The sequence below is a fragment of the Mesorhizobium sp. M8A.F.Ca.ET.207.01.1.1 genome, from assembly GCF_004794715.1.
Lineage (GTDB): Bacteria > Pseudomonadota > Alphaproteobacteria > Rhizobiales > Rhizobiaceae > Mesorhizobium.
Genome location: NZ_SRUS01000021.1, coordinates 25972 through 40554, shown reverse-complemented (window position 1 = coordinate 40554; position 14583 = coordinate 25972). Strand labels below are relative to the sequence as shown.

Below are 14583 nucleotides of genomic sequence, written 5' to 3'. Positions count from 1 at the left end.
GGCGTGGCTCATATTCACGCGTGCCTTCAGACCTTGCGGATGAACCTAGCATCGTCAGCGGTCCGCGGTTGCAAAAGATTCTGTAAAGTTATTTGAACGATCTGTTGCAATGTTTCCATGCCAGCGGGCGCCCTGCGAGACTTGGACATGATCTCGTTTCATCGTCCTGACGAAAGGTCTCGCTTGCGGGCTCTGAAACTGGAGTCGCCCTCGGCTCCAGTCCAATGTCGCGGACCTGATCTCGTTGGCGATGTAGTTTCGCTGCAGGCGCGCAACGCTGTCGAGGCGGCCATGGCCAGTCAAAGTTTCTCTAGAATGTGAATGTTCACAACCCATTCCAGAGAGACCGACCATGACCACTTCAGATTCTACACCCGCCGCCGCGGTGCTGGTAGCGATCGACATTGCCAAGGTGCGCAATGAAGTTCTGATCGAAGCACCGGGCCACAAGCGCCGGCGTCGCCTTTTGGTCCTCAACACCCGTGTTGAGCACGACCATCAGATCGAAGTGCTGCAGGCGTACGGCCGCCCTGTGGTCTGCGCCTTTGAGGCGACCGGGAACTATCACCGGCCGATAGCATGGCGCCTGGCTAATGCGGGTTTTGAGGTGCGGCTGGTGTCGTCGCTGGCGCTGGCCCGAACACGAGAAGCGTTGCACAACAGCTGGGACAAGAACGATCCAAAGGATGCCCAGGTGACGCTGCACATGCTCAGGATCCAGGCGACGCAGGTCTAAATGATCCGCTGCGCGCCGGCATCAACGACGTGCGGGAACTGTCGAAGACCCATGAAGCGATCGCCAGGGCCAAGACCGAGATCCAGCACCGTATCCTGACGCACTACCTGCCACTGTGTTTTCCCGAGATCGATCGATTCCGGGGGAACAGCCGCAGCGATTGGTTCTTCGCCTTCCTCCATACCTTTCCGACGCCAGCAAGCATCACGGCGCTGACAAAGGAGGAGTTTGTGACAGCAGCTTGGGATGTCGTCGGCCGCAAGGTCAGCAAGACACAGATTCTGATGGATATTTACGAGACGGCGCGCTCATCGATCGGACTGCCGCTGCCGCTTGATGCCCCTGCCATTCGCATGTTCCGGATGGTCATTGACGAAGCACGCAGCCTGATCCGGCAGCGCAATGAGATCGAAGCGCAGGCCGACGAGCTGTTGCGGCACAGCCAGGATTATCAGCTCCTGCGACAAATCCCGGGCATTGGACCGATCAACGCATTGACCATCATTGCCGAAGCCGGCGATCTTCGCCGTTTCGCTCATCATCGCCAGTTTCTAAAGTTCTGCGGGCTGGACCTCTCGACACAGCAGTCAGGCCAATATCGGGGCCAGACCCGCCTTTCCAAATTCGGCAATGCTCGGCTGCGCCGCACCCTGTGGATCGCCGGACAAGTCGCCATCCGCCAGCGGGAGAATGGCTTCCGTCATAAGTTCGAACGCTACATTGCGCGGGATCGCGACAATCCCGATCTACGCCGCAAGGCAGTGACCGCTATTACCGCCAGATGGCCCGCGTCGTGCACGCTGTCGTCAAAGGTGGTTCCGACTACCGGCCCTTCGTTGAAGGGCCGGTAGTCAGGTGTCAGCTAGGGCCGTGAGGGCATCGATTCGATGACCCTGTAGATAATGTTCGGGTCTTCCGCCTGGATCAGAAGCTCGTGTTGAGGACGGTGAGGGCCGCCTGCGTGCGGATCCTGTGTTTGCTATGGACGAGACCTTTTCCCTTGCCGGTGGAAGCCGCCTGGCTCGACGACTTGACCAACGTCACGCAGCAAGGGCATGCTGACGAACAGAGAGACCTGACTGCAGGCTCCATTTCGTTCCGCGATTAGGACGGTGTCGCTCAGCCGCTCGATCGTGTCGGGTCAACCGGTTGACCTAGCCGAAGCGGCCTTCGACAGCGATGATGATGAGGTCGGGCACCTCCTTACCCCCTGATGCCCAATTTAGTGGCAATATGGGCGATGGCCTCGCGGTGGCAGCAGTCGAGCGCGAAAGCGACGCGAACCCCCTCGCCATTGTCGCAGCCGATCTCGGCCCGTCGTCAGCGGCGGCGATCCGCCCGTCAGGACGGGTTTCTTGCGGCGGTAGCATATCTCGGCGGCGTCTCAATGATCCCATCGATCCGGGAGACCAGTTCGCCATTGGGCGGCCAATTCGGCCGTGTCCATGGCCCTGAACGCCCAGCAGTATTGGAGCGCGGCGACGCTTGTCTCGCATACCGCCTCCATTGGGAACGCTCCCAAAGCGACCGCCGCCGCCGCTTCTTTTTGCCGAGCAGGCGCCGCAACTGGCGCACCGGTGCTGGAGCGCCCGAAAGCCAGCCGAGTTGCGTGTTATGACCGGCTTTGGGCGAATGCCCAAATCCATCGGCACCCTGAAACTCTCTTCGTCGGCGCCTCGAGATTCCTAACGCTGCAGCCCGACGCCTCCACCGGTGCGCAGAGCTGTCTCGAACACCGCGCTGGCGACTGCAAGGTCGGCAAGGGCAAAGCCCGGAAATAGAAAGAGTGTGCGCTGGCTTGGATCCGAAGAGCGACCGCGCTCAACTCCACTCGCCAGCATTGCCAAATCCGAATCAAAGGGGCCGGGATAGGCGAGCTTGGATCGGTTTTCTGGATCCTCCGCCTGCGCGCGATCGTCCACGACGCGAAGATCGAATACGTTGAAAGTTTCCACGCGCCACGACCGACCGAGGTCGACCGCGCTGACGAAGCTGCCTGGACGCAGTAGGCTCGCATCGAGGAAGGGAGTGAGCGTAGTGGTCCCGGGCACTGTCGTTATGACGATGTCACAGGCGAGCGCGTCATCGGCCGCCGTAGTTTCGCGGCTTTGCAGACCCTTCTCTCGTGCGATGACTGCCAACCGGCGCGCAGAGGTTGCGTTCCGGTCGAAGCAAACTGCTTCGGCCAACCCTGGGAAAAGATCGTACATTGCTTCAAGGTGCCCAAGCGCCTGTTGACCGCAGCCTACAAATCCAATGGAGGTACTGTCCGGGCGAGCAAGATATTCCGCAGCAAGTGCCGACATGGCGGCGGTTCGTAAAACTGTGAGGCTGTTGCCATCCATGATAGCCAGAGGTCGTCCAGTATTAAAATCACTGAGGATAACAAGACCGTTTACGTTCGACAGCCCTCGTCCGGAATTTTCTGCGATGCCGACCCATTTGGCTGCAGCATAAGGAGGCTCGGGCGAGGCTGCGCACATCGCTTGAAAGAAATGTCCAGGAGCGATTGCAAGGGTCTGTTTCGGACGCACTTGAACTCGGTGTTGCGCGTGCAAACGAAACGCTCGCGCGAGGCTCAGGCGTAGATCGGCTGGATTGGGCCTAAGGGCCGCGATTTCAGCCCCGCTCAGGTAAAGCAACTGATCATTCATCGCCGACTCTCCTCAGCAATCGCCCAAGCGCATGGCTCACCACTCGCGAGCTTCTCGGGATGCTCTTTTCCGGCTTCAGCAATCTTCTGCCCCTGTTGTGTTTTCTCGACCATGAATCCTACCGCGACGCCGAACTTATTGTAGGAGCCGCCGGAGATCGCGTTCTAGTTCATTCAGTGCATGGTCGCATAGTTCGGCCTCTCCAGACGACGTCGCAGTTGTTGCGCTTGGCGAGCAAGTCCAGTCCTTGCTCGAGGAAGCACATCAGCGACTGCCGGGCGCTGCCAAGTACCGCGACCTTTCAAACACCAAGTGATGGCCTCCTGCACGCGGCGATCAGGAAACTGGTCACCGACCTTCGCGAAGAAGACGGGGCTGCAACCGCGAGCGCGAGGAGCCTCATCGTAGAGACGAGAGTGAGCGCAGGAGCAGAAGGTCGAGCTCATACTCGTTTGAGGTTCCCCTTTCAATCCCGGCAGCAATCGGTCATTGCCCTGGCGTGGCGCATAGATTGTCTCCTGATCGATTAGCACGGTGTCGACGTGGCACACTAGATGAGTTGCTGCCGGTCGCGGCTGTTGCGGGCAAAGCGCGAGATCTCTTCCTGTGCCGCAAACCGCACTCACCCGGCCAAGGCAGAGCTCGGCGACCGTCGGGTCAAACCGGCGCGTGCGATGCCGCCAGCGGCAGAGTGACCGAGTCATCGATCGTCTCCATAGGGGACCAGCCGAGCGCCATCAGGCGGTCGTGCATTGCATGTTGAAGCATACTGCTCTCGCGATTGTGCAGAACCTGATGGGCGCGGAGCCGCCGGGCACGGTCTTCCGGGAGTCGCGTGCCACGCGTCACCGCAGTCGTCTTCGTGGCGGGCTGATCGAGAACAGATCGAACTGGGGTGTCGTCAGCTGCCGCGGCATGGACATATTCCGATTTCGGATCGTGAGACAATGCTGCGCCTATCCCTGTGTTATGAAGAAGTCTCGCCAGCGATCAAGCACTGCAAGGTGGTCCCGCGGAGCAGTCGTGATGCGCCAGCTCGTGCTGAAGACCCACTCAGCCCCGGTCCATTGACTGGGCCAGAAAGGCTGCAGTGAAAAACCGTCGTGCTACCCTTCTCGATCACCTCAACGATATGGGGCAAGCTAACCGCTGCAATCACCCAGCGTGTTGAAACCTTTTTGCCACAGCTGAGAGCCGCAGGCGCTAACGTGGTCCAGTTTGCAGCGGGCATACTGACGCGCACCCGAGGGCAGCGCCTGCGGCATCGGTGGCCGTCACGATCCGTCTGCTCCCGTCACGGCCGTCGACCACGAATGGCGCGCCAGCGCGCGGCGCCGCTACGCCGGTCATCCGCTGCAGACGGTCGGTGGACCAGCTCGGCAGGTACAGCACGACGAGCCTCGTGCTCTGGTGCATCACCCAGCCGATATTTTGCGCCCGCCGTCGCCCATGCGGGCCTGCCGCCCGATCGGGTTACCTGGAGGCCGGCGGCTAGGCCAGTGTCCTTGCCTGCATGGAGGAGGGCCGCGGCATGGCGGCTTAAGAGGCCGCTGTCGGGGATGTCGCCCAGGTCTCAATGAAGGCCTCGCGACGCCTCATGCTCGCCGCGGAGGGGACCGGAACCATCGGTCTCGCGCTACGGCTGGCGGCGAGACCGACGTGACCGATTTCGGGCAGCCCGCCGCCCCACGCGCTGGCGGGTGTCGGTGCTGCCCTCCACGTCAAGGCAGGTTCCCGGTATGAGCCGAGCCAGCTGGCCGGTCGAGTTGATCCCCACCCGGGCTGGCGAAAGCGCTAATTTCGAATTGGAAGCCTGTGATGAAAAGGGGCGCCTTCCATGCGCGCGGCGATGCCGGCGATGAACCCGCATGTGGGGTTCATCATCGTCAAGTGGGAATATGGCGGCAGATGTCAAAAGAATGGCCGCAAATGTCCATGCGTTTCTAATTTGCGCGATCTAATCATCACCCGGTGATCTCGCGTGAATCGGCGTCACGAACGCCGCCATTTGGAGACCGAGCGGTTAGGCGAGTTTCGAGAAGCATGGTTCGGTGCTATGCGGACTTGTCCTCCTCGATTGGCATTTCCGTGCCAATGGCGGCATGCGATATGCAAGAGGAGCGAGCCGCTCAGCTTGGGCAATGGGATAAATCCCAGAAAAAGAGTTCGGAGCGTCCGCCGTGCCCGAACTGATGCGGCCAGATCTGAACGACCTTGGATCGGGGGGCGCGGGCTTGGGTCAAACGGGGGCTGTTTTGGAGGTAACCCACCTTCAGATTGTTTTCTGCTTTAGCGCAACCAGAATGCACGCAGCTAAATGTATCTATGCTCAGCTCCTGCCTGCGACCTCCAACCGTCGACAAGCATCACGTTAATCAACTGCGCTAGCTGCATAAGGTCGATCATGGATGACAATACCTGCCAATGTCCGAGGCTACTTTGAGCTCGCCATCGGGAGAAACGGCCCCGCAACTATGACGAGGGGCGGCGACAACGTTGTGGCCGCTCTACCTTGTTCTTTTCATGCTGCTGCTCTCGGCGGTGGTGCTGGCCTTCGCCATCGTGCTCGGCCGTGCCCGGAGGCATTGGTTCTGATGGCGGCGTTAGCGATGTCTCCTTCACTCACGCCGGCAACGTCGCATCGACCCCGCGCGGGATTTCGGTTCGGGCCGAAGCGGGTGCCGTGCTGCCAGAACCGCCGATGTCGGCGGAGTCGCCAAACTAAGCGTTCGATGGCGGCAGATGTCAAAACTGTGGCAGAGCGCGTCAAGGCGGTCCCAATTGCGCATCTAACCTTAGCCGATGGAGCTCGCGTGAATTTGGCTTCGTGAGCGCCGTCATTTGCCGGTAGGGATTGAAGCTCGAGGCGCCCAAAAGAGCCCAACTGAGAAGAGACGACACGATACGATCGGAGATTTCAAGCAAGGTCTCCAGGTTCCTTGAAGAGACCGGTTGTGAAACTGGCTATGGATTGGGCCGTAGGGGCCTTCGCGTGAACAAAATATCGCTAGTATAGACCTTTGGCTGCTTGCCGTGCCCGAACACATGCAAGTAATTGGCCGAGCTTGCAACTCAGTTTACCCATTGTGTGAGAGGAGCTGAAATGACTGATTGGTTCCGGCTGGAGCGAACCGTAGTACTAGCCGTTGATCTGCAAGGCGAGAACCTCCCTGAGGGCGCTTGCGCGGTGGAGAATTATCCAGACGTTCTGAGCAAGGCTCACAAGGTGTTGGACTCTTGTCGACGAACTGGTTTTCCGATCATTTACACGCGCCATTGGCTCGACCCGAGGGGTATCGACGCGCCGCGATATGAGTCACTGGATGACCGCGGCCGGCCGCCGCACAGCGTCGCCGGTTCAACGCGCGGCGAGATCTGTCCCGAGGTCGCCCCGCAGGACGGGGACACCGTCATCGACAAGCAGCGCTTCACCGCCTTTTACGGCACGAAGCTCGATCTTGTTCTGAACCGCATGGATATCGAGCACCTGATCATCTTCGGGGTTTGGACGGAGGCCTGCCTGGAGACGACGGTATGGGATGCTCTTTGGCGCGATTTTCGGATCACGCTGGTGAAAGATGCGTGCGGGAGCGCGACCGGGACAATTCACAAGACTGCCATGCTTGACATGGCTAATTGGCTGAGGGGCGGGATGATCTTTGGGGCGGAGGAATTGGCTAAGGCGGATGGGAATGACTATCGCGCATGGCGCTTCGAAAAGCCGTTCTCGATGCCGTACCGGACCGAAACAATCGATTCCTTGTACGAATCCCTGTAAGCGCGGAAATCGCGGCGCACATCAGATTGCATTCAAAGAGGGCGACAGACGAATTCCTGGAGACATTATCGCACCGCATCAGCAGCGGGATCGCGGCGCTGACGCGATTTGGATCGGTGCTAACCAGCTCAACCAGCAGCACTAGCCTGCCACGATCCGATAGGTGCGCTTCCAACATCGACGATATGGCGGATACTATCGGTAATGTGGCGCCATATGTCAAATGGTTGTCGCGGATCCCCAACTATGTTCAGCCTCGAAATTCAACAGGACATTGCTCTTATGGGACTTCCGAGTCACGTCAAATACGTCATCGTAGGCGCCGGCATCCACGGCCTGTCGGCCGCTTGGCATCTGGGCGAGAATTTGCGCAAGAGCGGCAAGGGCAGCGGCAAGGACATCCTGGTCGTCGACAAGACCGCCATCGCGGCGGGCGCCTCCGGTATTGCCTGCGGTGTGGTGCGCAACAACTACTTCCAGCCCGCCATGCGCCGCCTGATGGCGCACAGCGTCTCGGTCTGGGAAGGCGACCCGGAGGCCTTCTCCTACCACCCGGTCGGCTATATGCAGATCAGCCCCGAGGTGATGCACGCGGACGTTGCCAGCATTTACCAGCAGCAGAAGGAGATTGGCTATCCGTCGGTCTTCATCGAAGGCGAGAAGGACTGCATGAAGTACATGCAGGGCATCTTCTCCGACTGGCAGGCCAAAGGCATCACGTCGGTGCTGCACGAGGAGAAGGGGGGCTATGCCAACAACACGCGCTCGATCTACGGCCTCGCCAAGAAAGCGGAGAACGAGGACGTGCGGATCGCGACCGGCGTGAAGGTCCTCGGTTTCGAGAAGGACGCCAATGGCGCGGTCAAGGCCGTCGTCACCGACAAGGGCAAGATTGGCTGCGACCAGGTCATCATCGGCGCCGGCCCGTGGGTCAAGCAGATCTGGGACATGCTCGAACTGCCCAAGGCGATCTCGATCAAGGGCCGGGACGGCAAGATGCACCAGGACGTGCCAATGTGGACCTTCTGGTCGCTGCAGGAAGGCACGCTCGGCGTGAACCCGGAGCTGCAGCGCACCAATGACGGCAAGATGCCGCCAGTGATCCATGTGGACACCGATGCGCCGCTCCATTCCGATGTCGACGGCACGGTGATCACGGACAAGCTGTGGGGCATCTACTACAAGCCTGATTTCCACTTCGGGGGCGTGCAGGGCGGCGCCATGCCGTTCAAGGTGCCGACTGCGCCAGAGCAGGTGAAGATTGATCCCTACGGCCCGGAGAGCCCGGACTTCATTGTCGGCGACGACTTTGCCCACATGTGGGTATCGGCGCTGGCCTTCTGCCAGAAGCGCTTCGAAGGCACCATGCCGAAATACAAGAAGGAGCCGTCCGGCGGCATCGGCAGCTTTACAGCGGATTCGTTTCCGGTGTTCGACCGCTTCTGCGAGAACGTATACGTGATCGCCGACAGCAACCACGGCTACAAGATGATCGGCGTCGGCAAGCTGGTGGCCGACGACATCTGCGGTAACGAGAGCGACCTGCTGCGGCCGTTCCGCTTCTCGCGCTTCGCCGAAGGCAAGCTGCATCCGACCTCGCACTCGCCATTCCCCTGGAGTTGACCTGGCAGTCACAGCCAGACTTGGGACGGGATCGGGTGGACCCAATGAAGGCATTGCGCCTGAGCTCTCTTGCTTGACCGGAGGAAATAACTCGTGAGAGGATCGAACGAACCTCGTGAAACTCAGCTCGAGAGGTGCTCGGCAACGGGCTTCGCTCTTGAGCAGACGCAAGACTCAATTTTCCACCTTGATCTCCATAGGACTGCTGCGGGGCGAGCAAAGCCCGGCCCGCTGGAATCGGTCTATGTGACCATTCCGCGCGACGGCGTGAGGCTTGCTTTGGATATCTTCCGTCCACTGGGCGACGACCGCAACACCAAGCGCGACACAATTCTGGTGATGACACGCTACTGGCGTGGCCAGAAGGCAGACCTCTCTGCCGGTGATGGCGACCAGCTCGTGCTGCACAAGAACTTTTCGAGCCTCTTTGTGCCGCATGGTTATGCCGTGGTCGTCGGAGACGTTCGCGGCACCGGTGCATCTTTCGGGGTTTCGCTGTATTCCCGCTCGCGCGACGAGACCCTGGACTTCTCGGACGTGCTCGACTGGATCGTTGCACAGCCTTGGTCCACGGGCCGTGTCGTCGGCTATGGCTTGTCCTATACCGCCAACACCGCGGAATGGATGGCGGAGCGCAACCATCCGGCGCTGAAGGGCATCATACCGATGGCTGCCTCCTACGACCCCTACGAAGAGGTTTACTTTCCCGGTGGAGTGTCCACCGCCTACGGAACGGCATGGGCTGACATGGTCAGAAACCTGGACCTCAATTTGCCCTCGCCGGGCGTTCGTCCCGTCGGGCCTAGCGGCGAGGCCGACCTTGCCGCGGCCCTACGAGATCACCAGCCGGGACGATCCTTATCTGAGGGTCTTCGGCAAGTGACGTTCAAGGATGATCGCCTCGCGATTTGGGGCGGAGCGTCCATGCTCGATTGGAGCAACAGGGAAGCGGCGGACCGGGTCTCTCGCTCGGGCACCCCATACCAAAACTGGGCGAGTTGGTTCGACCTCGGGATGGCGCACGGAGCCGTTTGCCGCTTCCTGCTCCAGTCAAATCCGATGAACGTAATCATAGGCCCGTGGAACCACGACGGCAGCGGCACCTACGATCCGCTCCAGGCAGATGGCGCGCCGATCCTGCCCACGCCCTCGATGCAACACGCGAATAACCTCCGCTTTGCGAACTTGTGCTTTTCTGGCCGGGCTGCCCGGGAGCAAGGGAAAGTCCTCCACTACTACACGCTAGGAGAGGGTTGGAAATCGACCGCGGTTTGGCCAGTCCCGGCCACCCGCCAACGTTGGTACATTTCAACTGGCTTCCGACTTACAGCATCGCCTGATCGTGCCGGCTTAGACTCGCTTCAGGTCAACCCTGCGGCGCAGGAGGACGACACGTCGATGCGGTGGGATACCGACCGCCTGGGGTTTGGAAATCGCCGAACGTTCCTCGATGGGCGCCTCGCCTATACGAGCGAGCCGTTGACGCGCGACCTCGAGATCACCGGACATCCCGTAGTCTACCTGAACGTCACCTCGACCTGCGAGGACAGCGCCGTTTTCGTCTATCTCGAAGCCGTAAAGCCGGACGGGGAGTCCTATCTCCTCACGGAAGGTCAGCTGCGAGCGCTGCACCGGAAGGTGTGGACCGACTCACCGCTCAGCGCGCTTGGACCTCAGCATAGCTATTTGAAACGCGACGCCGAACCGCTCATTCCTGGCGAGCCCGCCATTTTGATCTTTACCCTGTTCCCGATCTCCGCCCGTCTTCCCTCAGGTTACCGCCTCAGGGTGTGCCTTGCTTGCAGCGACAAGCCGAATTTTGCCAATATGCCCGCCGATGGCGCGCCCCCGTTGCTCAAATTTCATCGGGGCGCGGCGGGTTGTTACATCGACCTGCCGATCATCGAAAGCTGAGCGAAAGCCAATCAGCCCATTACGAACGACAATGGAGGCCGATAACAGCTAACTGGACCCTGGGTGCGTGTAGAAGGTCTTCCCGGATTCCGGTATGACGCCACGGCCACCAGGAGCCGTTAGGACGTGAGCACCAGAAGGCGGCCTGTAGGTCTAAGACTGACAAAACAATCCTGCCATTTGGCAACTGACATTTGACCGGTCGGAGCCAGAATATTTACGGGCAAAATCAATGTGGGCGTTGTGCCATTCGCGCTCGACCGGAGCAAACTGATGAGTGTATCGAAGGAATGTGGCGCAACCCAGCTCGATAGCCGCTCGGAAACGGGCTCCGATCGTGAGCAGACGCACTTTCGCCTAGATCTCAATGGCACGGCCGCGGGGCAATACAAGCTCGGTCCGCTGGAATCTGTGTACGTGACCATGCGCGACGGCGTAAGGCTTGCGTTGGACATCGTCCGTCCCCTGGGCGACGACGCCAGCACAAGGCGCGACACCATTTTGGTGATGACGCGCTACTGGCGCGGCATCAAGGGAGACCCGCCCCACCGCGATGCCGGCCGGTTTGTGCCGCATGGCTATGCCGTGGTCGTTGGTGATGTTCGCGGGACCGGTGCTTCCTTCGGCGTGTGGCCATATCCCTGCTGGCGCGAGGAGACACTGGATTTCACGGAGGTGCTCGACTGGATCGTTGCACAGCCCTGGTCAACGGGTCGTGTCGTCGGCTATGGCTCATCTTATACCGCCAACACTGCGGAATGGATGGCAGAGCGAAACCATCCGGCGCTGAAGGGCATCATACCGCGGTTTGCTTCCTACGACCCCTATGAATATGTCTGGCTTCCAAGTGGAATTCCCGCCGTCTCCGGCGCGCGGCTCTGGGGCAGCCGCAGCAAGAACCAGGACCTAAATATGGTCGTCAGCGGGGATGGCGAGCGCCGACCGTCGCCAGGAGTTCGTTCCGTCGGGCCGGGCGGGGAGGCGGACCTTGCCGCGGCCCTGCGCGATCATGAGTCCGTGCCACCGGTCTGGGAGGGTCTCGAGCAGGTGACGTTCAAGGACGATCGCCTCGCGGCTTGGGGCGGAGCGTCGATGCTCGACTGGAGCGTCATGGAAGCAGCGGACCGCGTCTCTCGCTCAGGCGCGCCAATCCAAAACTGGGCGAGTTGGTTTGACGCCGGTACCGCGCAGGGAGCCGTTCGCCGTTTCGTGGGGCAGTCAAATCCGATGAACGTGATCATCGGTCCGTGGAACCACGGCGGTGATTACCCTTGGGATCCCCTCCGTGCCGATGGCGACGCGATCCCGCCAACGCCGCCGACCCAGGACGCAAACGACGTCCGCTTCGCGGACTTGTGCTTCAACGGTCATGCCGCCCGCGAGCAAGGGAAGATCCTCCATTATTACACTCTTGGAGAGGGCTGGAAATCGACCCGCTTTTGGCCGCTCCCGGCTACCCGCCAACGGTGGTACATGGCAAGTGATTCGCGGCTGAGTTCGTCGCCCGGCGGGCCGGGGTTCGACTCGTTCCAGGTCGATCCTGCGCTGGCAGAGGTTCCCTCAAACCGGTGGGCCACCAGTACTGGCGGCGCGCTGAAAGTCGATTACGGAGATCGGCGACAGCTTGACGGAGTGCGCCTCGGCTATACCAGCGATCCGTTGATCAGCGAACTCACGATCACCGGACATCCTGTCGTGCACCTGAACATCACCTCCACCCGCGAGGACGGCGCCTTTTTCGTATATCTCGAAGCCGTTAAGCCGGATGGCGTATCCTGTTATCTCACCGAGGGCCAACTGCGCGCCCTGCACCGGAAGGTGTGGACCGACTCACCGTTCAGCGCGCTTGGACCCCAGCATAGCTATTTGAAGCGCGACGCCGAACCGCTCATTCCGGGCGAGCCCGCCATCCTGACCTTCACGTTGCATCCGATCTCCGCCCGCCTCCCGGCGGGATACCGTCTGCGGGTGTGTCTTGCTGGCAGCGACAAGACTACGTTTGCCGATGTGCCCGCCGACGGCGCGCCGCCGTTGCTCAAATTTCATCGTGGCGCGGCGGGTTGTTACATCGACCTGCCGATAATCGAGAGCTAGTCTCTAGGGCCTTCCGGTGCGCCATGCAGGAATTTTGCTCACGAAAGGACTAGAGGCGGATTTATCAGAACGATGGGTTCGACGGCCTAACAAGACGCCACCCGTACGAGAGGGCCTTCAACGTCTGCTAAGGGCATAGCTGAAACCTCGCTAGGATCATTCATCCAGCCAAAAGATCTGCTGGCCATTCTTTTTTCTGCGACGACAGGCACGTTCGACTGGCGGGTGCTATGCGACGTGAAGGAAGCCCTCCAGGGGCCAACGAACAAACTCCTCATCGCGATTGCCGTCAAAAGCCTTGCTTGCCCCGAATCCACAGGAACTGGACGCGACATCAGCTTCGAGTTTGCAGCAAGCTTGGTGCATCCTTCAAACTTGGAAGTGACTGACCTCCCGGAGCCCGCTGCCTCCATCTCGCGCGCAATGTCCTCCGAACACGTCCGCGGAGTGAACGAGCTAAGGGAAGTCTTCGGGAGCAGATTTAAGCTAGCGATCGCTAAGCCTCCATGCGATCACGCGCTGCGCATGCAAGCCCACTCGACCGGGGAGCAACCCTCCTCAGTAAGACGCGGCTACGCGGCTGCAAATCGGTGACCATCGCCGCTGCCACTCCGCTGTGGAATAGCAGAGACCGATTCAAGCCCCGGATAACGGCTTTGGTCTGCTCCAGACCATCCGCATTTGCGGTCGGATTCCCGAACAACGAGGCCTAGAGAGGACGGAACTCATAACACCGGGTGGATCCAGCAGTGTTGCCGCGGTCTAGAAACTTGCCAGGCATGGTGATCCTCCAGTCCATAAAGCAGCCGAACGGTCAACGGCATGACTCTTGTCCGAACGTTGAGACGGCAAAACCACCCAGGCGCACCATCGCCATGCGTTCTTGGAGAACTGCACCGTGAAGCGAGTCGTCACGCATGGCGAGGGGCAATTGACGGGGTGCGACGGCAAGGTGTTCGATGAAGAGTTTCGCGGTGGCTCGGACTGCCGACTATCGTTAAAGCAGAGATCGCGCGCTAATTTCAGCACATGCCAGCGCGAAATGGCGGCAAAAGTCAACGATATGACCGAAAGTGTCAATTCGATTCCAGTAGCACGATTTAACTATGCTCGATGAGCGCGCGTGAATTGCCATTGCGCGCGAGCACCGCCCGGGCACTTGAGCCCAGCTCCAGCGACGCGACAGCATCGCATGTTAAGCAAGTGTATGTTCAATGAGTGCCCCGCCGAGCCGATCATCAGTCATGCAGCGGTCTGAAATGGCTAAGACGGATTTCACGTTCTCAATGCCGCTTCGCGTCCGCTGGGCGGAGGTTGATGCACAGCGGGTCGTCTTCAACGCAAACTACGTCAACTATTTCAGTCTCGCATTGTGGGAGTACATGCGGGCGCTGAGATTCCGTCTCGTGGATCGTGAAGATCATATCGATTTCCATACCGTCAAGATCAGTGTTGAGCTAAAGGTCCCCCTCCATTTTGATGACGAAGTGGAGATTTTCGCCCGCGCATCCTGCATCGGACGGACGAGTCTTACCTTCGCCCTCGAGATCTACCCTAGGGACGGTGAGACGATGCACAGCTCGGGCGAGATCGTTTGGGTGAGTTTCGACCGTACCAATTATCGGCCGGCACCTGTCCCCCAAGCTTTGGTTGATTTGTTGCGCGGTAGAGAAGGGGAGCACATGCGGGTCAAGCCTTTCGTGCCGAGGGATTAGAGGAGTCATGAAGGGGAATTGCCGGATGGCGATGCAAGCGGGGCTCGAGCTAATCACGCTCGACGGCTC

The 14583-nt window shown here is 60.1% G+C and carries 7 protein-coding genes and 2 pseudogenes; 7 read left to right on the top strand and 2 right to left on the bottom strand.

Features of this window, described 5'->3' with window-relative positions; translation table 11 throughout:
* The first annotated feature begins 352 nt into the window (after positions 1 to 352).
* Positions 353 to 1610 (top strand): annotated as a pseudogene (locus EN850_RS32455) (IS110 family transposase).
* Positions 1611 to 1893: 283 nt separating this feature from the next.
* Here EN850_RS32455 and EN850_RS32450 read toward each other — a convergent pair.
* Positions 1894 to 2047, bottom strand: a pseudogene (locus EN850_RS32450) (IS3 family transposase); the annotation flags it as partial.
* A 374-nt stretch (positions 2048 to 2421) separates the two neighbouring features.
* A complete protein-coding gene (locus EN850_RS32445) occupies positions 2422 to 3390 on the bottom strand; it encodes an ornithine cyclodeaminase family protein (protein ID WP_127310398.1) in 969 nt (322 codons plus the stop codon).
* Between the two features lie 3103 nt (positions 3391 to 6493).
* Between EN850_RS32445 and EN850_RS32435 the strand changes: the two genes are divergently transcribed.
* The 6 genes from EN850_RS32435 to EN850_RS32410 all read left to right on the top strand — a co-directional run bounded on the left by EN850_RS32435 (position 6494) and on the right by EN850_RS32410 (position 14514).
* Positions 6494 to 7168, top strand: a complete 675-nt coding sequence (locus EN850_RS32435; protein ID WP_127310399.1) for an isochorismatase family cysteine hydrolase — start codon at positions 6494 to 6496, stop codon at positions 7166 to 7168.
* A 282-nt stretch (positions 7169 to 7450) separates the two neighbouring features.
* Entirely contained in the window at positions 7451 to 8791 is a 1341-nt protein-coding gene (locus EN850_RS32430; protein ID WP_127310400.1) for an FAD-binding oxidoreductase, read from the top strand.
* A gap of 246 nt (positions 8792 to 9037) precedes the next feature.
* Entirely contained in the window at positions 9038 to 10705 is a 1668-nt protein-coding gene (locus tag EN850_RS32425) for a CocE/NonD family hydrolase (protein ID WP_245463534.1), read from the top strand.
* A gap of 273 nt (positions 10706 to 10978) precedes the next feature.
* On the top strand, positions 10979 to 12799 hold the full coding sequence (locus EN850_RS32420; RefSeq protein WP_127310402.1) for a CocE/NonD family hydrolase: 1821 nt from the start codon (positions 10979 to 10981) through the stop codon (positions 12797 to 12799).
* 898 nt (positions 12800 to 13697) lie between these two features.
* Positions 13698 to 13916 (top strand): hypothetical protein, encoded by a 219-nt coding sequence (locus EN850_RS32415; RefSeq protein WP_127310403.1) that lies wholly within the window; start codon positions 13698 to 13700, stop codon positions 13914 to 13916.
* A gap of 142 nt (positions 13917 to 14058) precedes the next feature.
* Positions 14059 to 14514 (top strand): thioesterase family protein, encoded by a 456-nt coding sequence (locus tag EN850_RS32410; RefSeq protein WP_164761555.1) that lies wholly within the window; start codon positions 14059 to 14061, stop codon positions 14512 to 14514.
* Positions 14515 to 14583 lie beyond the last annotated feature (69 nt).